General features: G+C 47.4%; 24 protein-coding genes. 7 read left to right on the top strand and 17 right to left on the bottom strand.

From position 1 onward, the window contains the following. The first annotated feature begins 33 nt into the window (after positions 1-33). Entirely contained in the window at positions 34-2,799 is a 2,766-nt protein-coding gene (locus L4D76_RS10685; RefSeq protein ID WP_428440890.1) for an insulinase family protein, read from the top strand. 95 nt (positions 2,800-2,894) lie between these two features. Here L4D76_RS10685 and fadJ read toward each other — a convergent pair whose 3' ends face one another. Further along, positions 2,895-5,075 carry a fatty acid oxidation complex subunit alpha FadJ gene (gene fadJ / locus L4D76_RS10680; RefSeq protein ID WP_428440889.1) on the bottom strand — a complete coding sequence of 727 codons (2,181 nt, stop codon included), beginning with the start codon at positions 5,073-5,075 and terminating at the stop codon, positions 2,895-2,897. Next, the gene (gene fadI, locus L4D76_RS10675; RefSeq protein WP_428440888.1) at positions 5,075-6,385 is read right to left on the bottom strand and encodes an acetyl-CoA C-acyltransferase FadI; all 1,311 of its coding nucleotides are present in this window, start codon (positions 6,383-6,385) and stop codon (positions 5,075-5,077) included. Before fadI ends, fadJ begins: the two co-directional genes overlap by 1 nt. Positions 6,386-7,032: 647 nt before the next feature. Here fadI and L4D76_RS10670 point away from each other — a divergent pair. From L4D76_RS10670 to L4D76_RS10655, 4 genes are all read left to right on the top strand, one after another. Beyond that, on the top strand, positions 7,033-7,605 hold the full coding sequence (locus tag L4D76_RS10670; protein WP_428440887.1) for a sigma-70 family RNA polymerase sigma factor: 573 nt from the start codon (positions 7,033-7,035) through the stop codon (positions 7,603-7,605). Beyond that, the gene (locus L4D76_RS10665; protein WP_428440886.1) at positions 7,592-8,305 is read left to right on the top strand and encodes a DUF3379 domain-containing protein; all 714 of its coding nucleotides are present in this window, start codon (positions 7,592-7,594) and stop codon (positions 8,303-8,305) included. The genes L4D76_RS10670 and L4D76_RS10665 overlap by 14 nt, the downstream gene beginning before the upstream one ends. Positions 8,306-8,601: 296 nt before the next feature. Then, positions 8,602-9,858, top strand: a complete 1,257-nt coding sequence (locus L4D76_RS10660) for an outer membrane protein transport protein (protein ID WP_428440885.1) — start codon at positions 8,602-8,604, stop codon at positions 9,856-9,858. A 360-nt stretch (positions 9,859-10,218) separates the two neighbouring features. Beyond that, positions 10,219-11,448 carry an outer membrane protein transport protein gene (locus L4D76_RS10655; RefSeq protein ID WP_428440884.1) on the top strand — a complete coding sequence of 410 codons (1,230 nt, stop codon included), beginning with the start codon at positions 10,219-10,221 and terminating at the stop codon, positions 11,446-11,448. Positions 11,449-11,629: 181 nt separating this feature from the next. Here L4D76_RS10655 and L4D76_RS10650 read toward each other — a convergent pair whose 3' ends face one another. From L4D76_RS10650 to ccmA, 10 genes are all read right to left on the bottom strand, one after another. Next, entirely contained in the window at positions 11,630-12,442 is an 813-nt protein-coding gene (locus L4D76_RS10650; RefSeq protein ID WP_428440883.1) for an MlaA family lipoprotein, read from the bottom strand. 74 nt (positions 12,443-12,516) lie between these two features. Further along, positions 12,517-13,734: a c-type cytochrome biogenesis protein CcmI gene (gene ccmI, locus L4D76_RS10645; protein WP_428440882.1), complete on the bottom strand. Its 1,218-nt coding sequence runs from the start codon at positions 13,732-13,734 to the stop codon at positions 12,517-12,519. Then, positions 13,731-14,240, bottom strand: a complete 510-nt coding sequence (locus L4D76_RS10640; protein ID WP_428440881.1) for a cytochrome c-type biogenesis protein — start codon at positions 14,238-14,240, stop codon at positions 13,731-13,733. The genes ccmI and L4D76_RS10640 overlap by 4 nt, the downstream gene beginning before the upstream one ends. Next, positions 14,237-14,791: a DsbE family thiol:disulfide interchange protein gene (locus tag L4D76_RS10635; RefSeq protein WP_428440880.1), complete on the bottom strand. Its 555-nt coding sequence runs from the start codon at positions 14,789-14,791 to the stop codon at positions 14,237-14,239. The genes L4D76_RS10640 and L4D76_RS10635 overlap by 4 nt, the downstream gene beginning before the upstream one ends. Continuing rightward, positions 14,791-16,773, bottom strand: coding sequence for a heme lyase CcmF/NrfE family subunit (locus L4D76_RS10630; RefSeq protein WP_428440879.1), 1,983 nt, complete (start codon positions 16,771-16,773; stop codon positions 14,791-14,793). Before L4D76_RS10630 ends, L4D76_RS10635 begins: the two co-directional genes overlap by 1 nt. Then, positions 16,770-17,255: a cytochrome c maturation protein CcmE gene (gene ccmE, locus L4D76_RS10625; protein ID WP_428440878.1), complete on the bottom strand. Its 486-nt coding sequence runs from the start codon at positions 17,253-17,255 to the stop codon at positions 16,770-16,772. Before ccmE ends, L4D76_RS10630 begins: the two co-directional genes overlap by 4 nt. Beyond that, complete coding sequence (ccmD, locus tag L4D76_RS10620) at positions 17,252-17,458, bottom strand: heme exporter protein CcmD (protein ID WP_428440877.1); 207 nt, start codon at positions 17,456-17,458, stop codon at positions 17,252-17,254. The genes ccmE and ccmD overlap by 4 nt, the downstream gene beginning before the upstream one ends. Positions 17,459-17,465: 7 nt before the next feature. Further along, positions 17,466-18,197 (bottom strand): heme ABC transporter permease, encoded by a 732-nt coding sequence (locus tag L4D76_RS10615; protein WP_428440876.1) that lies wholly within the window; start codon positions 18,195-18,197, stop codon positions 17,466-17,468. Positions 18,198-18,243: 46 nt separating this feature from the next. Further along, entirely contained in the window at positions 18,244-18,912 is a 669-nt protein-coding gene (ccmB, locus tag L4D76_RS10610) for a heme exporter protein CcmB (protein ID WP_428440875.1), read from the bottom strand. Positions 18,913-18,914: 2 nt separating this feature from the next. Next, positions 18,915-19,568, bottom strand: a complete 654-nt coding sequence (gene ccmA, locus L4D76_RS10605; RefSeq protein ID WP_428440874.1) for a cytochrome c biogenesis heme-transporting ATPase CcmA — start codon at positions 19,566-19,568, stop codon at positions 18,915-18,917. Positions 19,569-19,685: 117 nt separating this feature from the next. Here ccmA and L4D76_RS10600 point away from each other — a divergent pair, with 117 nt between their 5' ends. Beyond that, complete coding sequence (locus L4D76_RS10600; protein WP_428440873.1) at positions 19,686-20,531, top strand: hypothetical protein; 846 nt, start codon at positions 19,686-19,688, stop codon at positions 20,529-20,531. Between the two features lie 17 nt (positions 20,532-20,548). Then, positions 20,549-20,845, top strand: coding sequence for an EscU/YscU/HrcU family type III secretion system export apparatus switch protein (locus L4D76_RS10595; RefSeq protein WP_428440872.1), 297 nt, complete (start codon positions 20,549-20,551; stop codon positions 20,843-20,845). Positions 20,846-20,865: 20 nt separating this feature from the next. Here the strand turns inward: L4D76_RS10595 and L4D76_RS10590 are convergent, their stop codons facing one another. Genes L4D76_RS10590 through L4D76_RS10570 form a run of 5 tightly spaced genes read right to left on the bottom strand, consistent with a single transcriptional unit; the run spans position 20,866 to position 25,092 of the window. Continuing rightward, positions 20,866-21,300 carry a DUF2802 domain-containing protein gene (locus tag L4D76_RS10590; RefSeq protein ID WP_428440871.1) on the bottom strand — a complete coding sequence of 145 codons (435 nt, stop codon included), beginning with the start codon at positions 21,298-21,300 and terminating at the stop codon, positions 20,866-20,868. Next, entirely contained in the window at positions 21,300-21,785 is a 486-nt protein-coding gene (locus tag L4D76_RS10585; protein ID WP_428440870.1) for a chemotaxis protein CheW, read from the bottom strand. The genes L4D76_RS10590 and L4D76_RS10585 overlap by 1 nt, the downstream gene beginning before the upstream one ends. A gap of 23 nt (positions 21,786-21,808) precedes the next feature. Beyond that, on the bottom strand, positions 21,809-23,152 hold the full coding sequence (locus L4D76_RS10580; RefSeq protein WP_428440869.1) for a chemotaxis protein CheW: 1,344 nt from the start codon (positions 23,150-23,152) through the stop codon (positions 21,809-21,811). Further along, positions 23,142-23,921: a ParA family protein gene (locus L4D76_RS10575; protein ID WP_428440868.1), complete on the bottom strand. Its 780-nt coding sequence runs from the start codon at positions 23,919-23,921 to the stop codon at positions 23,142-23,144. The genes L4D76_RS10580 and L4D76_RS10575 overlap by 11 nt, the downstream gene beginning before the upstream one ends. Before the next feature lie 10 nt (positions 23,922-23,931). Further along, positions 23,932-25,092 carry a protein-glutamate methylesterase/protein-glutamine glutaminase gene (locus L4D76_RS10570; protein WP_428440867.1) on the bottom strand — a complete coding sequence of 387 codons (1,161 nt, stop codon included), beginning with the start codon at positions 25,090-25,092 and terminating at the stop codon, positions 23,932-23,934. Positions 25,093-25,162 lie beyond the last annotated feature (70 nt).

Genomic DNA, 25,162 nt, shown 5'->3' with positions numbered 1-25,162 from the left:
TAGCCTAATTCCCTTTGAAAGTAGGCCCTTCCTGTGCACATTAGTCCAAACGATCACAAGCAGTACCGCTATTTGACCTTAGATAATGAGCTCAAGGTACTTCTGGTGCATGACATCGATGCGCCTCGTTCTGCTGCAGCACTTTCTGTCAAAGTCGGACATTTTGATGACCCTGCTGACAGGCAAGGTATGGCCCATTTTCTTGAGCATATGCTGTTTCTTGGCACAAAAAAACATCCGAAGATCGGTGAATTCCAGACTTTCATTAACCACAGCGGCGGAAGTAATAATGCCTGGACGGGCACAGAAAACACCACCTTCTTCTTTGAAGTGAGTCCGCATACTTTTGAGGAAGGGTTAGACCGTTTCGGCCAGTTTTTTACCGCACCGTTATTTAATGAGGAAGCTGTCGATAAAGAACGACAAGCCGTTGATTCAGAATACAAACTAAAGTTAAAAGATGATGTTCGCCGTCTTTACCAGGTGCACAAAGAGACCATTAATCCAGCCCACCCCTTTACCAAGTTTTCGGTGGGGGACTTAACCACATTAGATGACAGAAACAATGTTTCTGTCAGGGAAGAGTTGCTGGACTTTTACCATACCCACTACTCGGCCAATTCAATGGGCCTGGTACTGCTAGGACCACAATCGCTCGACCAATTAGAAAACTATGCCCAGACCATCTTCAGTCACATTCCCAATACAGGCGAGCCTAAACCTGACATCGCGGCCCCTCTGGTGACCGAAAAAGAAAGCGCTCAATTTATTCAGATTGAACCCATTAAAGAAGTGCGCAAACTGACGCTGTCGTTTTCGATGCCTTCCGTTGATGAGTTTTATCAGCAAAAACCGCTCTCGTACCTGGCGCATTTATTAGGCAATGAAGGGCCGGGCAGCTTGATGTCATTGCTTAAAAGCCGGGGGCTTATCAATACACTAGCGGCAGGCGGAGGCGTTAATGGCAGTAACTTCCGCGAATATACTGTCAGCCTCAATTTAACCCCCAAAGGACTGGATGACGTCGATGCCATTGTGACGTCGGTTTTCCAGTATATCGCCCTGATCGAGCAGCAAGGCCTGGAAGAATGGCGCTATAAAGAAAAACAATCGGTGTTAGAACTGGCTTTCCGCTATCAGGAGAAAAGCCGACCGCTTGATACGGTCAGCTATCTGGTGATGAACCTGCTCCACTATGCTCCGGAAGATGTCATCTACGGCGATTATATGATGACGAGCTACGATGAACCGCTACTGCGTAAGCTATTGGGGTATTTACGCCCCGATAACATGCGCCTTGTGCTCGTCGCGCAAGGGCAACATTACGATAAGATCGCGCAGTGGTACCACACCCCATATTCTGTGGCGCCGTTTACTGCAGAGCAGTTAACTCAATGGCAGCAGGTCAAACTGGATCCTGAGTTATTGCTGCCAGAAGAAAACCCCTACATTTGCGATCAATTAGATCCCCATGATCTGGCACCTGGATCTGAACTGCCACCACAGCTGATCCAGGATCTGCCTGGTTTCCGTTTATGGTATAAGCAAGAGCATGATTTCAGGGTACCCAAAGGGGTCGCCTATGTCGCGATTGACAGCCCTCATGCCGTCAACTCTCCACGTAACATAGTGAAAACCCGTTTATGTGTAGAAATGCTGCTTGAGGCTATCAACGAAAAAGCTTATCCGGCAGAAATTGCAGGAATGTCGTATAACCTGTATGCCCATCAGGGCGGTGTCACCCTGCAGCTATCAGGCTTCAGTGAAAAACAGCCCCTGTTGTTGAAATTAATTCTCGATCGCTTTGCCAGCCGCAGGTTTAATCAGGAGCGATTTGATAATATTAAAGCTCAGATGCTGCGAAACTGGCGTAATGCCGCAGAAGATAAACCAATTTCTCAGCTTTTTAATGAGCTGACCGGGCTACTGCAACCCAATAATCCGCCTTACCCGGTATTGATTGAAGCGCTGGAGTCGATTGAAGTCGATGAACTCCCTGCCTTTGTCGAGGCAATGTTTGCCGAGCTCCATATTGATACCTTTATCTACGGCAACTGGCTGAAAGACGATGCTCTGGCACTGGCTGAAATACTGAAAAATGCATTCCGAGTGACCGATCAACTTTACGGTGAATCGCAGCGTCCGCTGGTTCAGCTGGCACAGTCAGGCACCAGAACGCATGAAATCAGCTGCAACCATGCTGATTCTGCGATTTTGATGTACTATCAGTCGCGAGAAACCACCCCGCGAAAAATTGCCATTTACACCCTGGCCAACCACCTGATGTCGACGACCTTTTTCCATGAATTGCGAACCAAGCAACAATTGGGCTATATGGTCGGCACGGCAAACCTGCCGTTAAACCGCCACCCTGGATTGATCTTATATATTCAGTCGCCGGTCGCCGGGCCGCAGCATTTGTCTGAGGCCATTGATGATTTCGCCAATGCCTTTGCTTTGGTGTTATTGGAGCTCAATGAAGCGCAATGGCAAGCCAGCAAGCAGGGGCTGATTGCACAAATTTCGGAGCCGGATACCAATTTACGCACCCGTGCTCAACGCTATTGGGTAAGCATTGGCAATAAAGATAATGAATTTAACCAGCGAACAAGAGTGGTTAAAGAGCTAACCGCGCTGAACCGTGCTGATATGGTGCGTTTTATTGTCGATATCGTTAAACCCCGAACATCCAACCGTCTGGTTATGCACTGTCAGGGCCAAGCGCATGCTAACCTTGAACCATTAGATATCGGCCAGCCAATTGAGTCGATAACCGAGTTTCAGCAACAAGCCAGGTAATACCAAATCCAATTCTCAAAAGTCATACCCTCCCTCGTCTCAAAATAAAAAGGCCTGCATCTGCAGGCCTTGAATTTGATCGTTAAAAAAAAGCGTTAGCCATAAAAAGACTGTTCTTCGTTGGCCATTGCTACCAGCCTTTCACAAGGCGTAAAGCGCTCGCCATATTTGTCAACGTGCTCCGTAAGCAGCTCAACGACACGTTTAGCGCCGAGTTTATCCATATAGCGGAACGGGCCGCCGAGAAAAGGCGGGAAGCCAATCCCGAAGATGGCACCGATGTCACCGTCGCGAGGTGATAGGATGACGCCCTCATCAAGGCAACGTGCCGCTTCATTGAGCATCATCAGCGTACAGCGCAGTGCAATGTCTATCCCAGCCGCCTTTTGCTGCGGTTCCAGAGAAAGCAGTTTATAAACGGATTTATCGACTTCTTTCTTCTTGGCATTGCTCTGCTTCGCATTGTAAAGATAGAAACCTTTACCGCTCTTACGCCCTTTCCGGCCATCATTGAGCAATAAGTCAAACACATCCGGTGCTTTAAAACGCTCGCCAAGTTCAGCAAGCAGGATCGGGCTGATCTTAGCGCCAATGTCCACCCCGACTTCATCTAACAAGGTGATGGGACCGACCGGGAAGCCAAAGTCAAGCAACGCACTATCAATATGTTCAATCGGCTCGCCACTCAATAAAACAGATGCCGCTTCATTCATATAAGGCGCAAGAATACGGTTAACGTAGAAGCCCGCTTTATCGGCGACAACAATCGGTGTTTTGCCTTGTTTTTTCGCCAGCGCCACCACGGTTGCGATGGTTTCTGCAGATGTCGCCTCTCCCGTTTCAGTGCCCTGATGCGGGATCACCTCTACCAACGGCATTTTTTCTACCGGGCTGAAGTAATGTAAGCCGACCACATTTTCAGGACGCTCTGCCGCCGCGGCAATCTGGTGGATAGGTAATGACGACGTATTGGTCGCAAAGATCGTTGTTGGCGAAGTCTTTTGCTCAACATCTAGCACCATTTGATGCTTCAGATTCAGATCTTCAAATACCGCTTCAACAACAACATCAACATTAGCAAAACCTTTAAAACTGGTTCCACCGGTAATTTGCATCATCTGGCTTTGCAGTTCTGACTTGCTGATAATTCGACGTTTGCACTTTTTATCCAGTAACTTGAAATTATAGGCCAGTGCATTCTGAATACCATCGTTGGCAATATCTTTAATTCGTACCGGATAACCGGCCTTGGTTGCAGTGACATGGCTGATCCCACCGCCCATCAGGCCACCGCCCAACACCCCAACTTTGCTGATTTTTGCAGGTTGAGCATCTGAACCCGTCTCTTTTTTCATCGCTGTCGTGGCAAAGAAAAGACTACGTAATGCCGCCGATTCAGGCGTCATTACCAGCTCACCAAAACGTTTGGCTTCTTGTTGCAGCCCTTTTATTACACCATGCTGTAAGCCATATTTGATAACTTCGAGAATAGCGTCAGCAGCAGGATAATTGCCACGGGTTTTCTCATGGGTCTTTTTCGCAGCCTGATCAAAAACAACAGAGCGGCCTAACGGATTGCCCCCCATCGCCCAGTCCTGAAACGAATGTTTACGCTTTGGCTTCTCGGTCAGAGCTTGCTTCTCGGCGACCTCTAGCAAAATGCTATGCGGTACGACTTCATCAGCCACGCCAAGCTTCTTCGCTTTTTTTGCACGAAGCTGCTTACCGGTCAGGATCATATCCAGCGCATTGGCCACTCCAATCAAGCGAGGCAAACGTTGGGTTCCCCCTGAACCGGGCAGTAAACCCAGCTGTACTTCAGGCAGGCCTAATCGGGTCTTGTCATCATCACTACAGACTCGGCTATGACAGGCCAGTGCCAGTTCAAGTCCCCCACCCAGACACGGACCATGAATTGCCGCAACCACATGGAACGGCAGTGATTCTAACTGTCCGAACAGCTCCTGCCCTTTCGTTGCGAGTTGCTGGGCCTCTTCAGCCGTCGTGCAGGCATCAAGCATGCGAATATCGGCACCGGCGATAAAGTTATCCGGCTTGCCGGAATACACCACCATGCCTTTGATGTCTTTTTTGGTTTTCAGCTCAGCCAGCACGTCAGAGACTTGATCTGCAAACGCTGACTGTAAGGTGTTCATCTTCTCGTCCGGCACATCAATCTTGAGCCAGGCAACACCATTTTCACTGTAAGAGATCGAAAATGCGGAAGCTAACGATAATGCTGAAACTTGTTCGTTTGAGGATTCATGCTGTGTCATTATTCTGCCTCCAAGATCATTGCTGCGCCCAGTCCACCTGCGGCACAGGCCGTATTGAGTGCTAAGCCGCCACCCCGACGCTGCAATTCACGCAGGGTTTGGGTGATCATCCTAGCCCCTGTCGCGGCAAACGGGTGACCGTAAGCCAGTGAACCGCCAAGGACATTGAACTTATCCATATCAATCTCGCCGATAGCCTGACTGCGTCCTAATTTCTCTTCAGCAAATTTCTGCGAACCAAACATTTTCACGTTGGCCAGCGTTTGAGCCGCAAACGCTTCGTGCATATCAATCAGGGTAAGATCTGCCAGCGTGATCCCGGCACGATCCAGGGCTATAGGTGTCGCGTATGACGGCCCCATCAACATGTCTTTTTCTACGCCAATGGCAGAAAACGCATAAGACCGAATATATCCCAGCGGTGTTAATCCAAGCTCTTTGGCCCGGCCTTCACGCATCAATAAAATAGCGGCAGCACCATCGGTCAATGCCGTACTGTTCGCGGCCGTAACTGAACCGAATTTACGGTCAAAAGCCGGGCGGAGTTTGGCATAGGATTCAAGCGTTGATTCTTCACGAATATTATTATCTCTATCAATCCACTGACGATACGGTTCAGGGAAAGCGGTCATCACCTCATCGCGAATCAAGCCATCGTTCCAGGCTGTTGCTGCCAGGGTATGGGAGCGGTGTGCCAGCGCATCTTGCTCTTGACGGCTGATCCCATGGGTTTTGGCCATCTGCTCGGCCGTCTGCCCCATGCTAATCCCCGTTGAGTATTCGGCAACCGCCGGTGGCACCGGCATTAAGTCTTTTACCTTCAAATTACTAAGTAGTTTTAAACGCTTCCCCATGGTTCGCGCTTTGCTTAACGCCAGCAAGGTGGCCGCTAATTTCTTGGAAACGCCGATAGGCAATACAGAAGAAGAATCTGCCCCGCCGGCAATACCAATATCGATGGTACCCGAGATAATGCTTTCCGCAACATTGGCCGCCGCTTGAAAGCTGGTCGCACAGGCCCGGGAGACACTGTAAGCATCCGTCCCGATGTTCATGCCAGTACCAAGAACAATTTCACGTGCAATATTAGGGGCTTCTGGCATTTGTACCACTTGGCCAAATACCACTTGTTCAATTAATTTAGGGTCAAAATCAAGCTCCTGGAGCATTTCATTGACCACCATTTTCCCCATATCCAGAGCCGGCACACCATTGAAGGCGGTAGCTTGACGAGCAAACGGGGTACGTAATCCACTTACAACGGCGATGCGCTCACCTTGGCGAGTGGTGAGATTCTGGAGACGTGTCATCGCTACTCCTTATTGTTAGGTTGTAGGGCACAGAGATGTGCGCTAGAGGTCAGACCACAATAATTGTAATTAAGTTGTTATATATTTCAAACAAATGTTTTGCTTTTGTGGCGAATAACGCGAAACGAAGGTAAAAAGCGGTAAGGAGAACGGGGGATATTATAGAAGCATAGTATTATGCAGTTAATTTTATACTGGTTGGTTAGGTACTGAGGATTTGAGGCTCTATACTTTGCTTTAGATAAAAAAAAACCATACCGATATGGTATGGTTGTAATTTACGCGGAAAGCTATTTACCAAATAAATAAGCCATCTACGTAAGATTGTAAGTCAATTAACATAAAGCCAATTGCAAATCAGGATAAACCTGATAGGAGAAAGTAAAGTCAGCCTTCAAAAGGAAGTTGTCATCTTGCTCAACAGATAGTAATTATTGAAAACAATGTCTGATCCTCAGAACTTGCTCTCTCTGACCACTATCAGATGACAGGCACTACTATAGCTTCCCGACCAATACACAATTTGAACCAGATCAATTTTAGGGCTGATTATCTAATTAATCGCACGATCGCTGAATAAAACTAACGAAAATCAATACAGCGGTTACCATCTTAATGGGCTAAACCCCCTATTGACGGGTAAATTTATGATTAAGCAATTTTTTCGTAAGAAAAAGTCAGATGCCTCGGTCTCTGTTGATATGAATAAACAAAGACGATATGAAGCCCTTGTCAGGGCATGGCATCGAGATTTATACCGCTACGCCTACTGGTTATGTCACGACCCTCATATTGCTGAGGATCTTGTACAGGAAACCTGTTTGCGCGCCTGGCGCTCTCTTGATAGCTTACAGGATGACAAAGCAGCAAAATCATGGCTGATCACTATATTACGCCGGGAGAATGCGCGTCGCTTTGAACGCAAGCAGCTGGACTTGGTCAATATTGACGACTATCCCATTGCCGATACCCATCAGCAGGGAACAGAAACAGATATTGAACAGCAACTGCTGCGCCGACAAATCATGAAATTAGCCCCTGAGTACCGAGAACCTTTAGTGTTGCAGGTAATGGCAGGCTTTAATGGCGATGAGATAGCGACGATATTGGGGTTAAACCGCAATACCGTAATGACACGCTTGTTCCGCGCAAGAAATCAGTTAAAAGACCAAATCGAAAAACAGTCCGAGCGGAGGGGGCAACAAAATGGACGATCTTGAATTCCGTCGCCGTATCTTGTCTGATCCTAACGATATCAGTCCAGACATGGCAACTGCCAGAAATTCTTCAGTGAACAATCGAAAGTTATCTGATGAATTACAGCAATTAGATGCACAAATCGACAATATTCTGAAAGTTGATGTACCGGATGATCTTGCCGACCGCATTTTATTTCATCAATCGGGACAGTCACCCGACAAGCCGAATAAGGCCCGTTTCCACTTGGCTATCGCAGCGTCTGTCGCCTTTGTCTTCGGGGTATTATTGGGCCAATACAATCTCCAGATATTGTCATCGGCTGAAACAACCGGGATTGGGCAGATAGCCTTGCAACATGTACACACTGAAGCCCCTTTTATTGAGGGGGTAGATGAATCGGTAAGCCTCAGACAAGTTAATGCCAAGTTGCAACCTTTTGGCTCCAACCTGAGTGAGCTGCCTGGCCATGTATACTATGTTAATCACTGCGGTTTCGGCGATCAGAATGCGCTGCATATGGTGATGGAAACTGAAGAAGGCAAGGTAACTGTCTTTGTAGTACCAGAAAAAAGCACTACAACTTCAAACTTTAACGACAGTCAAATGGAAGGCGTTGTCGTACCGCTTCAACATACCAGCTTAATTGTTGTCGGCGAAAAAGGTCAGGACGTCACCCCTATTGCCAACACCATTAAATCAGAAATGCGCTGGAAAATTTAACAGCTTAAAGCCACAGTCAAAAGCCATTATCAAAACTAATGATAATGGCTTTACTTATACCCCTGAAATATACCCCTTATTTTTATGCTACCTCTGTTGCATATTTGAGATTTCATTATCCCGCCGCTTACCTTAAATTCGGTACACTCCACCGCGAAATTGTTCACTTCACAATAACAATCAATGAAATAACAACTGGTCAGATTTGATAGAACAAGTTACACACCTACAATCTTGCGCGATCTGTCAAAATAGACAGGCACACATGCACGAAATGATTAGGAATAATAATAAGTATGAACAAGAAGCGTCTGTTTACAAAATCACTGGTTGCTGCCGCAATTACTCTCGCAGCATCTCAGCAAGCACTTGCTGCAGGTTTCCAGTTAAATGCACAATCCGCTACAGGTCTGGGCCGCGCATTTGCAGGTGATGCCGTTATCGCTGATAACGCCTCTGCCATGTCGCGTAACGCGGCGGCAATGTCTCTTTTCGATGCGCCAGCTATCTCTATGGGTTTAAATGCCATTGATACTGACGTAACCGTGAAAAATGCTAAATATACGAACGTATTCGGACAAACTAGTTCCTTGGATGACCAGCAAGTTGGCGATACGTCTTACGCACCAAACATCTACTACATCCACCCAATCAACGAGCAGTGGACGGTTGGTACAGGTATCTATTCTAACTTCGGTACCAAAACCGAATTTAGCAGCGACTATCCAGCGAATGAATATGGCGGCATGACCGACGTTAAAAGCGTCAACTTTGCGCTAAGTGCCTCTTACCGCATCAACCAGCAGTGGAGCGTCGGTGGTGGCTTAGATGTTATCTACGGTGAAGGTAAACTTCAGCGCTCAGGTTTAGGCATGGGGGATAAGCTGCTAGATGTCGATGCTAATGGTGTTGGCTTTGGCTGGAATGTCGGTACGGTGTTTGAATTGGATGAAGACAACCGTTTCGGCCTCTCTTATCACTACAGCCCAGAACTAGAAACTGAAGGTGATATGACTTACTTGGGTAACGACATTAGTAACGATAAGTTAATAATGCCACTACCCGATATGGCTGAATTCTCAGGTTTCCACAAACTGAATGACAAGTTTGCAGTACACTACAGCGTACAGTGGATTGGCTGGAGTGCCTTCGACAAACTAGAAACCGAAGGTAGCGCAAATGCAACGTTAAACACTTACGAGTGGCAAGACGGCTGGCATTATGCGATTGGTGGTACTTATTACCTGAACAACGACTGGACCCTGCGTACCGGTTACATGTATGACACCAGCGCTCAGGATGAAATCACCTCTATTTCTGTGCCTGATTCAGACCGACAGTGGTTCTCCGCCGGTTTCACTTACCACATCGATGCGAAGTCTAATATCGACTTTGGCCTGACTTACCTAATGGGTGAAGATATCAATGTAAGTGAATCTACTGCTAATCCAGATCCTGCAACTAATCCTATTTTTCCCGAGCTTTCAAGCGTTACAGCGACAACGCGTGCCAATGCCTGGTTATACGGTATTCAGTACAGCCGTTCGTTCTAATTTCAGCGAACAATCACTAGCTGTATGATTAAGGGAGCCTCAGGCTCCCTTTTTGTTTATTGACTCTTTAATCGCTTTTATTAGCTTGATACCCAAAGCGCTTCACTTTATTCAAAACCTTATCATCGCCTACTTTCAGTGAACAGATGATCGCTGAAACCCTTCAATTCGGATACAAGTGTACGCTGAAAACAGATCTGACCAGAACAATAAGAACAAAAGTTACCACTTATTAGCCCGTGCAAGTCAACAGCCACAGCAGAAAACACTGAACAGCAACTCAAGATCAAGAATAACTTAAAGCTTTTACTCTAAAGCGTATGATTCGCCTATTAAAATTTCAGCGAACAAAGCACGATCATGAATAAAAATAAAATCACATTAGCATTAGCGTTAGCGTTAACACTTGGCATGAGTGCTAATGCCTCTGCAGCAGGCTTTCAACTCGCAGAATACTCAGCGACCGGCCTGGGCCGTGCTTTCGCAGGTGAAGCTGCTATGGCTGACAATGCTGCGGCACAATTTCGTAACCCGGCGATGATGACCTACCTGAAAGGAACACAAATTTCGATTGGTGCCATTTACGTTGACCCGAATATTGATGTTGACGGTACAGTCAATGGCGCCGTATCTACCGAAGCGAAAGATATTGCGGATTCAGCCATTATTCCTAACTTCTATCTGTCGCACCAGCTAAACAACCAGTGGGTCGTAGGCCTTGCCCTCGCAACAAACTACGGTATGGAAACCGAGCTTGACGGCGGCTACCTGGCGACTCAGTTTGGCAACCAGGCGATGGTGAAATCGGTAGAGATTAATCCGAATGTGGCATACAAGATCAATGATCAGTTCAGCCTTGGTGGTGGTGTGCGCTATGTCATGGGCGAAGGGCATTTTGGTGCTGCCATGCCAGAAGCGGCTGGCGGTGCTGATCTGAAATACATGGAAGGCGATGATACCGCATGGGGCTGGCAGCTGGGTACTGCCTGGCAGATCAATGATAATAACCGTATTGGGGTAAACTACCGTTCTGCTGTTGATCTGACCTTAGATGGTGAGGCTTCTGGTCTCGCTTATGGCGGCAATACTCTACCTGGTAGTATGGATCTGACATTACCAGCAACCGCGGAAATCGCCAGCTTCCACCAGCTGACAGATAAGGTAGCTGTACACGCCAGCTTTAACTGGACTGACTGGAGCAGCTTTGAAAAACTTGAAGCTAATATTCCTGCATTTTCTTCTAAGCCAGATTTGATTAAAGAAGAGAATTGGGAAGATAACTACCGCTTGGCAGTAGGTACAACATACCAGTACACCAATGCGCTCACTCTGCGTACCGGTATCGCCTACGACACGTCCGCCGTCAGTGATAAACACCGTACCCAGACGATTCCTGAGACCGATCGCCTATGGCTAAGCCTAGGCGCGGGTTATGCGTGGTCTGAAAATCTAACTCTGGATGCAGGCTTTACTTACATCTTCATAAAGGATGCGCCAATGCTTGAAACAGATGAAACCTTGGGCGCTTTAGAAGGTGAAACCACCGGTAACATCTGGCTGGTAGGTGTTCAGGCTAGCTACCAGTTCTAAAAAACAGTCGCTAGAGAAGAGAAACGAGTTACTCGATTCTCACTGCTCGATCATTAAAAAAGAGAGTCGCTTACACAGCGACTCTCTTTTTTGGGCTTGTACAGAAGCTAGTTTCTAGTTTCTAGTTTCTAGTCTCGATTCTCGATTCTCGATTCTCGAATCTAATTTCTAGTCTCTGACTTCAATAATCATCAATTTCATCTAAGAAGTCATCAAGATACTCTTCTTCGACAGGCTCATCATCAGAGATTTCGCCGCCGCTGGCTTTGAAGTTTTTATGCTGAATATAAGCATCACGGGTGAACACATACGGATCAGGAGAGTCTTCCAGTAAGGCTTCCTGAGATACCAATGCTGCGCGATCTTCCATCCCTTCAAGCGCCCACTTACCTAAGCTTTGCCAGAAAGTGAGTAGGCTCAGTGGCAAATAAAGGCCATCTGCGGTATCACCTACCCCTTCACGCAAGGTGACAGGCCCGTAGAAAGGCACCATGAAGTAAGGACCGTTACCAACACCATAATAACCAAGGGAATCACCGAAAGCGCGACCGCCAGGCGTGGTAATATCAGCGGCTGTAGCAATATCAATAACTCCCGCCAGACCAAACACCGTGTTAATCCAGAAGCGGTTAAAGTGAGTCACAGCATCCTTCGGGTTCTGCATGATCAGACTGTTCACCATGCTGGCTGGTTCATCTAAGTTCGAAAGGAAGTTAGAAAGGCCAGTACGTAAAGGGCTAGGGACATAATCAACATAAGCCAGTGAAACAGGCCGCGCGATGTATGGATCGAGATAGTTATAGTTCAAATCCCACATTACACGGTTAAAGCCTTCTAACGGATCGTAGACATCGTTATGTGAGCCAGACTCCTCGAGCTCGATATAATCCGCTACGTTTGTAGCACCCGTTTCTGCTTCTTGATCCTCGGGGGTTCCGGCACAACCCGCCAGGGTGATCAGCAGAAAAACAGAAAAAATAATTCTTTTACTCAAGGGGTTATTCGCATCCAATAAAAAAGCAGACGGGATATGATATCCAGCCTGCTTCATTTGTGCCAGTGTTGTAATCAATATTGTTTATTGATTGTCACAATTGTTGAACCGCCTAATTGTGTTTCATCACTCTGGCCGTACCAATCACCTTGCTTGGTCATTACATTCCCATCGGCATCAATGCGAGCCTTTACGATCATCGCTGGCAATGACGATAACTTGCGCTCAGGGATCATGCTGTCATTGTCGTCTAACGTCACTGTCAGCGGGAACGTGCTAGATAATGGAAGTCGGCGTGCTGCCACTGGCATAGGTGCTCCGTCGGCAGTGTGTACCGAAATGATCACCAGCCCCTGTGCTGGTAATGAAACGGTCGGATCCAGATTCACTTTCACCGTTACGCTGGTTGCAGTATTGGCAGCTTTGCCTAAGCGCGACTGGGCACGTTCAATACTGCGGTTTAGCATATTTGCACGCGGATCATCCTCACCAATCAGATTTTTCATCATGGTCCAGTAAGAGACCGCCTGCTGGTAGTCACCGGCTTCAAACGCATCAAATGCCAGCAAAGACATCGCTCGAATATTGTTATGATCACGCTTAATGACTGAACGTAATAACCGGCGGGCGTAATCACTTTGCCCCGGATCCCCGATCAACATCAGAGTCTGGGCATAACCCAATTGAATCTCCAGATCGTTAGGTGCAAGAGCATAAGCACGCTTCATCGCGCCCTGTGACGTTTCAGCATCGCGGTTAGCCATACCGATACGTCCCAGCAACAACCACCCCATTGCATCATCCGGGTTGTTATGCAGTCGGGTACGCAGTGCCAGAGTCAGATCCACCATTTCCTCATCGGTTAATGGTGCTGCGCCCTGCTCGTCCATCAGACGTTTTGAGAGTTCTGGCAAACGTGAAGCCGTCTGCTGCCAGCTTTCCACCTTATTGATATTTCCAACGGAAAAATACATGCCATAGCAAATACCGACCAGCAGAATTAATCCCGGGAAGAGCATCAACGGACTCACCGTCACGGCTTGCTGCTTCGAGCTGACAGGAACATCATCCAATAGCGACTGTTGCAGCTCAGAAACCAACTCTTGTTGATTGACCACCAAACCTTCGCTGTCTTCTTCATTCAATTCGTTAATGCGATCTTTAAAGAACGCTTTATTCAGCTCGTCACGACTTGCAACGTCATCCTGCTCTTTCCCAAAGTACATAGGAGCAACAAAAACAACAGCAGCGATCAGAACCAAAATGACCGTTAGTATCCAAAACAGCGTCATTTCTTCACCTTACCGTTTTTATTCGGGGTTTGTTGTTCCATCTCTTCTAATAGCGTTTGTAAACGCTGCTCTTCTTCGGCTTCTAGCTTGACCTGGCTTTTCGCATCTTCCGTTTTACGTGAGCGCATAACCAAGATGGTAAAACCGATGATAATGAACAGAATTGGGCCCAGCCACAGAATCAACGTCGATGCCATGAGTGGAGGATCATAGGTAACAAAGTTGCCATAACGTGCAACCATGTAGTCGATCACATCTTGCTGACTCTTACCTTCGTTCAACAATTCGAAGGTTTTCTGACGCATATCTTGAGCAAGACCGGCATTGGAATCTGCGATGGTATTGTTCTGACACTTTGGACAGCGTAACGTTGCCGTCAGCTCCTGAAAGGCCTGTTCTTGCTTGACATTCTTAAACTCATAAACATCAATAGCCGCTAGTGCCGGCATCGCTGCAGCAACGATAAAACCCACACCGGCAAGCATGGCGAATAAACGTTTCATCATCCTTTCGCCTCCTCTTGCAGGGCTTTATACATGGGCTCTAATGTGCCGGCCCAGTTACGCTCATTCACATCACCGACATGGCGATAACGGATAATGCCGTTAGCATCAATCAGAAATGTTTCAGGCGCGCCATAAACGCCCAGATCCATGCCCAGCATACCGTTACCATCGAACAGGCTATGGATATAGGGGTTTCCCAGTTCATTTAGCCAGCTTACGGCTTTCAGGCGTTCATCTTTATAGTTAAGACCAATGATTTTTACACCTTTGCTCGCTAACTCATTAAGGTAAGTATGCTCAGCATAACAAGTCGGACACCAGGTCGCCCAAACGTTCAGCAGCAAAGGCTCGCCGGTGAAGATATCCTGCTGGTACACCTTGCCCGCTTCCACCAGATCTTCAAGCTTAAATTCTGGTACCGGCTTACCGACCAAGACTGACTCCAGCTTGGTGGGATCATCACCGCCGGCATTACGTGTCAACTGGATCGTAAAGACTATCGCCAGCCCCATAAACAGGACTAGCGGTACAAACAAAAATTTCTTATTCATCAGTTCACCTCTGCCTGTTTAGCCACTGCAACTGTGTCAACTTTCGCTTTTCTACGGAAGCGGTAACGTTTATCACTGATCGCGAATGCACCACCTAATGCCATTAACGCGGCACCAAACCAAATCCAGTTAACAAATGGTTTGTAGTAAATACGCACAGCCCAAGCGCCATCACCTAGCCTCTCACCCATTGCAACATACAGATCACGGGTAACACCGCTATCGATAGCCGCTTCTGTCATCATCGAGCCTGTTGTGCTGTAAAAACGTTTTTCCGCATGCAGGGTTGTCACCGACTTGCCGTTTTTAGTGACGTTGAAATCGGCAATATAACCATCATAGTTAGGACCATCAGCATCGCGCAGACCGTCAAACGTAAAGTCATAACCTTGCACCTGAACGGTCTCACCCGGAGCCAGACGTACATCATGCTCAAGATCATAGTTGGATACCAGCGTAATACCGATAACAGATACCGCCATACCTATATGAGCCAGCATCATCGCCCAGTGACTACGGCCAAGTTTACCCAGACCAGCCATGAAACTGTGGCGGTGAGTCGCACGCTGGTAAAGCTCAAAGCAGTGCATCACTATGATCCAGGTTGCCATCACCAGGCCAAGAACAGCCATTGGTTCAAACGTATCGGCAAAAATCAGTACAGAAACGAATGCAAACGGCACTGTTACCATCGCGGAAATCAGCATTTGCTTACTGACATTAGATACCTGATCACGCTTCCAGCGCACCAGTGGACCAATACCCAGAATAAAAGCAAACGGGATCATCAGCCAGGTAAACAGCATATTAAAGAATGGAACACCAATCGATACTGAACCCAGACCAATTTGTTTATGGACTAATGGTAATAGCGTACCAATCAGTACAACCAATAAAGCGGCTATTAATAACAGGTTATTAGCCAGCAACAGATTCTCTCGCGAGAACAGACTGTAACTACCACGCGAACGGATTTGACCACCACGCAAGGCGTATAACAGCAAAGAGCCGCCGATCACCACAATCAAAAAACCAAGAATGAACATACCGCGAGCGGGATCAGAAGCGAAGGCGTGAACCGAGACTAAAACACCGGAACGCACCAGGAAAGTCCCCAGTAAGCTTAAAGAGAAAGCAGAAATTGCCAGTAGTACCGTCCACGCTTTAAATGTACCGCGCTTCTCCGTCACCGCTAATGAGTGCATCAGAGCGGTACCGGCCAGCCAAGGCATGAAAGAAGCGTTTTCGACTGGATCCCAGAACCACCAACCGCCCCAGCCAAGTTCGTAGTATGCCCACCATGAACCCAGAGCAATACCCACAGTCAAGAATGACCATGCTGCAATTGTCCATGGGCGAGACCAGCGAGCCCATGCCGTATCAAGACGACCCGTCATCAGTGAAGCAATCGCAAATGCAAAGGCTACCGAGAAACCAACATAGCCCATATACAGCATAGGCGGGTGAATGATCAGACCCGGATCTTGCAATAACGGGTTAAGATCACGACCATCAATAGGAAAATAGGGCAAGGTACGCAGGAACGGGTTGGACGTCACAATAATAAACAGCAGGAAACCTACCGATATCATGCCCATTACCGCCAATACACGGGACACAGATTCTAGTGGCATGCCACGACTAAATCTCGCAACAGCAGCTGCCCATCCCGCCTGAATTAACACCCACAACAGCAGTGAGCCCTCATGCCCTCCCCACACAGCGACGATGCGGTAATACCATGGCAGTAAACTATTGGAGTTACTGGCAACATAACTCACGGTAAAGTCATTGGTATAAAACGCCCAGCACAATGCAGCAAAAGAGAGCATCAACATGCCAAACACACCGTATGACAACGGGCGAGCCATACGCATCACTGTCTGGTTGCCGACGGAGGCACCGTACAATGGATAGATACTGGCTAAAACCGACAGGCCAAGCGCAGCAATGAGGGCAAAGTGCCCTAACTCAGCAATCATTGAACACTACCTTGTTTTTGTACATCCGTGTATTCAAGAGGAACATGCGTTTTCTCCATCGCTTCCGCGACTTCAGGAGGCAGATACTCTTCATCGTGTTTTGCTAATACTTCATGCGCTTCAATCGTCGTAGGATTAAGCAGTACACCCTGTGCCACGATGCCCTGACCTTCACGGAACAGATCGGGCAGGATACCAGTATATTTAACCGTCACTGCCGGACCGACATCGGCCACGTCAAAACTCACTTCCAATGACTGAGGATCACGCTTAACAGAGCCTATTACCACCATGCCGCCGATACGTAAACGCTGGCCAACGTGAGGTTTGGTTCCGTCAGGCTTGCCTTGTACCAATTCGGTTGGGGTGTAAAACAAGTCCATATTCTGGTTTAACGCATACAACATTAAACCTATGGTTGAGCCGAGGCCAAAAACCAGCGCCAGTACAAGGGTCAGGCGCTTTTTACGTCTCGGGTTCATAATGTGTTCTCCAGTTTTTTCGCGTCTTCAATACGTTGTTCACGAGCCATTTTATTTTTAATGTCAGCCAGTAAGCGGCGCTTTTTACTTAAACTCGTCAATAAAATCCATAACATTGCGGCAAAAGAAATCCCGTATGCACCCCACACGTAAGATGCATAACCCCCCATCGCAAAAAAGTCACTCAATGATTCAAAATGCATTCTGGCCTCACTTCACTAAGTTACGTACCCAAGGTCGATGACTTTCACGGGCAATGATTTCATTACGCAGGCGCACTAGCGTCAGCGCACCAAAGAAACAGGCAAAACCAACGGCATTAATAAGCAGTGGCCAGAGCATGCTTGCGTCCATCGATGGTTTATCAAATTTAGTGATCGTGGCCCCTTGGTGTAAGGTGTTCCACCACTCGACCGAAAAATGAATAATAGGCAGGTTGATCACGCCGACAATAGCCAGAATACCCGCCGCTTTAGCCGCCGTTTTCTGATCATCAAAAGCGCTATGAAGGGCAATGACTCCCAGATAAAGGAAAAGCAAAATCAATTCAGAAGTCAGGCGTGCATCCCAAACCCACCAGGCACCCCACATAGGTTTGCCCCAGATAGCGCCGGTTAATAGCGCTATTACCGTAAAGACCGCTCCGATTGGGGCCATTGCTGCCGCAGCCAGATCTGACATTCTGATTTGCCAGACTAGCCCGATAAATGCCGCTATAGCCATAGACATATACGCGCCCATTGACCAAATCGCCGCCGGAACGTGCAAATAGATGATTCGGAAACTATCTCCTTGCTGGTAATCAGTTGGTGCAAACATCAAGCCCCAGACAGTACCGACAATAATAGATACAAAGGCAATGACAGAAAACCACGGTAACAGCTTGCCGCATAAACGGTAACAGTTTTCGGCTTTAGCATAGGGATGTAACCACTTCCACATAAATCTACTCTACTCAGTTTTGAAAGTATTCAATAATAATAGGTTATCAATTAACGCTTATGCGTAACGATGCAGCTACGGCAAACGGGGCTAACGTCGCAGAGCCTACCAACATGGCACCCATTAAGGCTAATTGTCCGTTATATGGCATGCCCAGACTGGCTGCATCAATCGCTGATGTTGCGAATATCAGAACTGGAATATACAACGGCAATATGAGCAAGCTCAATAAAACCCCGCCTTTTCGTAGTCCAACTGTTAACGCAACCCCTATCGCACCCAGAAAACTTAACGTTGGAGTACCGATAAGCAAAGTCAGCACTACTGCTTTCCATGTTGTCCAGTCTAACGACAATAAAATCGCCAGTAACGGACTAATCACCAGCAGCGGGACGCCGGTCAACAACCAGTGCGCAATCATTTTTGCCAACGCCAGAATCGAAAGTGGCGTTGGCATCAATAACATCTGCTCTAAAGAGCCGTCAACATAATCATCCCGGAACAAGCGCTCCAGCGATAACAGTGCCGCTAATAATGCTGCAACCCAAACAATACCCGGGGCAATACGCGCCAGTAAGCTTGGCTCGGGACCGATCCCTAGTGGAAACAAGGTGATCACAATAATAAAAAACCACAGCGGGTTAAATACATCTGCCTGGCGGCGAAAAGCGATCAGTAATTCGCGTCGAATTACTTGTGAAATGGCATTCAACATCCTTATTGCAGCCCCAACCTAATCTTGCGTAAATGGTTACTGTCCGCAAACATATCCTGATGGGTGGTTAAAATCACGATTCCGCCCCGCGCTACATGAGATAGGAATAGGCTTTCTAACACTTTCACCCCTTGCTTATCAATAGCCGTCAGAGGTTCATCAAGGATCCAGAACTTATGATTGCTGATCCACAATCGCGCCAGTGCGACTCGTCGCTGCTGGCCTGCGGATAACTGTCCTGCCGTCACATCTTCCCGTCCGGCCAATCCGACCTGTGCCAGCGCTTGCCATAAGCTATTATCACCTGAGACTTGGGGCTGGCCTGTCAGATCCTGATCTGTCTTATCAGTGTGCATCGCCTGAAAAAAAGCCAGGTTCTCATAAGCCGTCAGTTCACGTTTGACCCCGGTCTGGTGACCAAGGAACAACAAATCCTGATGGTAATCTTCTCGTGCTGATTCGATATTTTCATTATTCCAACAGACCTGACCGCTATCTGCATGGCCTAATCCCGCAATAATTCTCAGCAACGTAGTTTTACCGGCACCGTTATGGCCTTCAATCTGAACCAATTCCCCATTCGAGACGGTAAAATTCAAATTGTCGAACAGTACCCGCTCATCACGAACACAGCTTAATTTTTCTACTGACAGCATATGTAATGATGCATCCTAAGTGACACAATTGAGAATTCATATTACCACAATCACTTGCAATTTGGTTAGACACCGGGTTGTATAGATTAGTGACGAAGGTTAGTAAATGTGAAGTGAATGCGTATCCACAGCCCTGCAGCAACCCCCTCCCTGAACAATAGCAAGGCAGAGGGGCAACAGAAAATAGAAAAAATGCCAGTAAACGGTAGATTTTCGGCTAATTTTCAACCAGTTAATACTTCAGCTAAGATGAGCAACCAGACCACACAGTTAGATCAGCTATTGTTCCGGCTTGATGCGCTGCAACGTTTATTTACAACATTGTCACTGGTTTCGTCATTACCGGGACGTCCCCCCAGCCCCATTACACAGCTTTTGCCGCAATTATTAATCCCGCAACATCAGGCACTGCTGGTTAACTGGCTTAAACACGGCGCTGGTAATAAAGTGCTGGGTGAAATACTCACGCAACTTGCCAACCCGCAAAGTATGTTAATCCAATGGCTTGATGCACTTCCTGAAAGCCACCAAGATGACATCAAGGCGCTATTGCGGCTGGCCGCAGAACAGCGAGTCACTGAACCGGCCAAAGATTTGGATAATACCGCGATTCAACTCTACCTCCCGCAACCAAGCGGGCGGGAAATTCAGCTTAAAATTCGCCAGCAACAGGCAAACACCAATAGCAAGAAGAAAGACTTGCCCAGAAAATGGACGGTAGAATTAACATTACCTGTCGGTCCGTCTGACGCATTCAGTGCAACGGCTATATGGTGCGATGATCAGCTTAGCCTAGCCTTTGAAAGTGAAAACGCCGCAATGATCGACCGGGTAGAGCACCTTTCCCCACTTCTATTTGAACGGTTAGGTGCGATGGGAATAACAACCGACACGGTTAATTTTCGAGTAAGCCAGGCAGCAAGCTCGCCTTCGCCAGCCAACGGCTTATTAATAAAGGTCTGATAGAGTCCAGTGAGAATATGAAAAGCAGTAAAAAGGCGATAGCCCTAACCTATGATGGAGTGCAAGCTCCGCATGTCAGTGCCAAAGGCTTTGAACACCTGGCAGAACACATTATTGAGCAAGTGAAACAGCAAGGCGGGTTGATCCATAAAGACGAAGTGCTCGCCCAATACTTAAGTCAGTTTGAGATCGGTGATGAAATTCCAGAAACCTTATATCAGATCATTGCAGAATTGATTGCATTTTCCTGGTACTTAAACGGCAAAACCCCTCCGGGATGGGAGGGGCTTAAAAGCATCAATCAGAAAGTATAATCTCGACAGATTGGCAAAAACTAACGACGTCTTGGTGGCGCCATTTTTTGCTGAAGCCTTAACAATAATTCTGCTTCGGCTTGTGGCAAATCGCATTCTTGCATTAACTCGTTAACATCAGCACCTAATTCAACCATCTTACTGGCGCGGCTATAGAGCTTTCCATCCGGATCCTGCATTGCCATTTCACCTTGACGATCAGCGACATCTTCAAGGTGAAGTGCCATATCAGCCAATTTCTGACTCATCGCCATTGTACCAGCACGTAACTCATTAAATTGCTTTAACAAACTTTCATGCTGCTGACGGGCATTTTTTGACACCAGCTCCATCGCCTCGATTTTAGTTTCGAGTACCCGGCGAGCTTTTCGCTCCCGTCGAACCAGCACAAAAGCGATTACGATGGCTAGCACCGCAATCACCACAGGCGACCACTGTATGACTAGGTTAAGCATTATAGGTACGCCATGTCATCCCATTCTTCATCTGACAATAGCTTGTTCAAATCAACCAGGATCAATAGCTCACCATCACGGTTGCTGACACCTTGAATAAACTTAGCGCTTTCTTCGGTACCAACACTTGGCGTACTATCGATTTCAGAGCCACGCAAATAAACCACTTCCGCAACACTATCAACAAGAATACCAATAACCTGCTTTTCTGCTTCAATGATCACGATACGTGTATTGTCAGAAATTTCACCTGGCATCAAACCAAAGCGTGAACGGGTATCAATAACCGTGACCACATTGCCACGAAGGTTAATAATACCCACTACGTAGTCTGGCGCGCCTGGTACAGGTGCAATTTCTGAATAACGTAATACTTCACGAACCTCCATTACGTTAATGCCATAGGTTTCATCTTCCAACTGGAAGGTAACCCACTGCAGTACTTCGTCTTCTTTTTGAATCTCGGCTACACTAACCTGCGACATGTTTTTTCCTCTTTGGCCTATCGTCACATAATACCCTTAACATCTAAACCCTCATTCAGCATTGAGATAAGAGCATTAACATGAATTAAAGCACACATTTTTTCTTTAACCATTCCAGCAAGCCAAGGGCGTTTTCCTGCCTTTTCCCGCCAGCGAACACTTTGCTCTGTCAGGGTTTCAGTGCCATGGAGCTTATCACAAGCCAGCCCCCACTTACTCTCACCTAACATCACGATATAACGATAATTTTTCTGATATTCATCAGTATCTAGTTTTTCTGGCATCACCCAGCAGGCCGTATCCACCACATCGAACTGTTGTTCACGATTGGTCATTAATCCTAAATACCAAGCTGGTCGACCGAGTAAATGATTCAATTCACCCATTTGGTGAATGCCACCCAACTCATTCAACGCCACGGCAAAAGTTACGCCATTAACCTCGAAAAACAATGCTTGGAATGCCTGCTCAGTGCCAAGTTTACGCCATTGCTCAGGCGGCTCATCACCACCTTCTTTTGCCTCAAGTGACGTTGACACATCTGGTTTAAGATCAATTTGAGCCTCTTTCTGAACAACAGATCCAATGTCCGGTTCTGTTATTGCAGGCTGAAGCTCCGCATTGTTAACCTCAGCAAAAGCTTCAACCTTAGAAACCGCTTCAAGATCAGGTGCGGCTTCAAGATCTGTAGCAGTGTCATTCTCAGCAACGGCCAGAAATTCAGCTTCAGTCTGTGTGGCAATCAGTACATCACTTTCCAGTTGGATCTCTTGTTGCATCCGGCTCATCTGACTCAGCAGCCGTTGAACGCCCTGTAACTCCGAACGTTCATTGTCTAATACTGCCGTTGCCGGTGAACTGTCACTCGACCTCGGTTGCACCTTAGCGGCAGGTTCTGCCCGGGGTACCCATCCCGATGCCTGACTTCCTCTTGCGGGCCAAGCCACTTCAGAAGCCATAGCACCAGAACCGTTGTCAATCTCAGATAACGCATCCTCCGAGTCTGATGGCTTTTCTAACCCATCAGATAATTTCTCGGTATCACCAGATAACTGATCAAAATCAAACGGTGCCGCGGTTGGCGCATCTTCATTATCAATCGAGTGAATACTTTGCAGATCCCGGCTATCCTGCTGTTCAGCAAGGCGGTGACCTTCTGGATCCGCTGAATCCTCGCTCAGATTACCTTTATTATGGCAATCTTGCTCAATAGCAGGAACAGAAGAAAGAGAATCCGCACTTTCTTCAATTACGGCGGTCTTTTGCTCTGCAGCGCTTTCCTCGTCAAAAATTGACGGTTCAGCCAGCAAGTCAAAAAAATAATCATCCAGCGCTTGCTCGCTGGATAAACGATTTTTATCGTTCATCTTGTTCTAATCGCTCAAGATAATTTAATAAGGTTTTATAAGCAAAAACACCACGGCAATTACGAGCAAACAAAGATGGCGGCATATGTTTGATGCTGGCATCACGGAACTTGGTATCGATAGGGACAGCCGAAGCCCACACCTGTTCGGGAAACCTGACTTTAAGCTCCTGCAATGTGTGCAATGATGCCCGGGTTCGCTTATCGTACATGGTTGGCACAATACAGACCTTAAACCCTGCAGGTTTTGATTTCTGCATGATCTGCAAGGTGCGCATCATACGTTCCAGTCCTTTCATTGCCAGAAATTCAGTTTGTACCGGGATCAGAATCCGATCACTCGCCGCTAACGCATTGACCATCATGACACCCAGAATAGGCGGGCAATCGATCAACACATAGTCATAATCATCAACCAGACTCTGCAATGCTCTTTTCAGCACTAAGCCCATACCGCCCCGATTTCCCATTACCCTGTCGAGCGTTGCCAGCGACATATGGGCAGGAATAATGTCGATCCCTTTAAACGCTGTGCTCAATATTAAAGGCTGCACGGCGGCACGAGAAATCGCAGGTAGCTGAAACAGATCAAATAAACTTGCCGGTACATGATCCGCGTCAAAATTCAAATACGTAGTCAGCGAAGCATGGGGATCGGTATCAACTAACAATACCCGCTTATTACGCTCGCTTAACAAGCCAGCCAAGGCCACCGTCGTTGTCGTTTTACCAACGCCGCCTTTTTGGTTGGCAATGCTCCAGATAATCAATGCCCGCTCCTTATCCTAGTCCAACCTCAACCAGAATACGCTCCGCAATACGCTCCAGCGGCAAATCTTCACTAGAAATCCCCGCTTTAGCAACTGCTTGCGGCATCCCGTAGACCACACAACTCTCTTCATCTTGAGCCCAAATGGTCGAGCCATTTGTTTTCAGCATGCGTGCACCTTCCCGGCCATCTGCCCCCATACCGGTCAATACCATAGACAATACTTTGTCATGGTAGACTTTGGCAGCAGAACCAAAGGTGACATCAACACATGGTTTATAATTCATGCGATCACCACCATCAAGAATGCGGATACGCGCAGCCCCCGGACGTCCTTCTACCATCATTTGCTTTCCGCCTGGGGCCAGATAAGCGACCCCGGCTTGCAAGGTATCGCCATCCTGAGCTTCTTTGACACCAATCTTACAAAGGTTATTCAATCGCGCAGCAAACGCCGCAGTAAACGTCGCTGGCATATGCTGGATCAGTACGATTGGATACGGGAAATTAGCGGGAAGCTGGGTCAATACTTTCTGCAGTGCAACTGGCCCTCCGGTCGATGTCCCGATTGCCATTAACTGGTATTTTTTCCCCGAGGCTTTAAAACGAGCCATCGGCTTAGCCGTAGCCGGACGTGCTAACGGACGCGTCGTCGCAGCGGGTCTCAATGACGTCGCGGCTGGTGTTACCCGTCCTGCCGACAGAGGTTTAGTCAGCTCACGAGTAGCCTTGGTAGCAGGCGCTGCCGTACGAACAGCACGGCGCATATATAAACGCTTACGGGCTAATTCACCCACGCGCTTTTGTAATAACGCTACCGCTTCGTCACGATTACGAGCGATGTCTTCAAATTTTTTCGGCAGAAAATCCAATGCACCGGCATCCAGTGCATCTAACGTTGATTTCGCGCCTTCGTGAGTCAGTGATGAGAACATCAAAATCGGCGTTGGCGCAATTTTCATGATTTCACGCACAGCCGTAATGCCATCCATTACAGGCATCTCAATGTCCATGGTAATAACGTCTGGCTGCAACTTCTGAGTTAACTCAACCGCTTCTTTACCATTAACGGCATTGCCGATCACTTCAAGGCGAGGATCCGAATTAATAATTTCACTTACTCGGCGACGAAAAAAACTCGAATCATCCACCACCAAAACTTTTACTGCCATGTAGTATTTATCTCGTCGTTATAAATTACCGGATCTTAATGTTCAGTCAGGGGCGCGAGCCCCTAACATT

The sequence above is a fragment of the Photobacterium sagamiensis genome, assembly GCF_050337085.1.
Classification (GTDB): Bacteria; Pseudomonadota; Gammaproteobacteria; order Enterobacterales; family Vibrionaceae; genus Photobacterium; species Photobacterium sagamiensis.
This window is presented reverse-complemented; position numbering and strand designations above follow the sequence as displayed.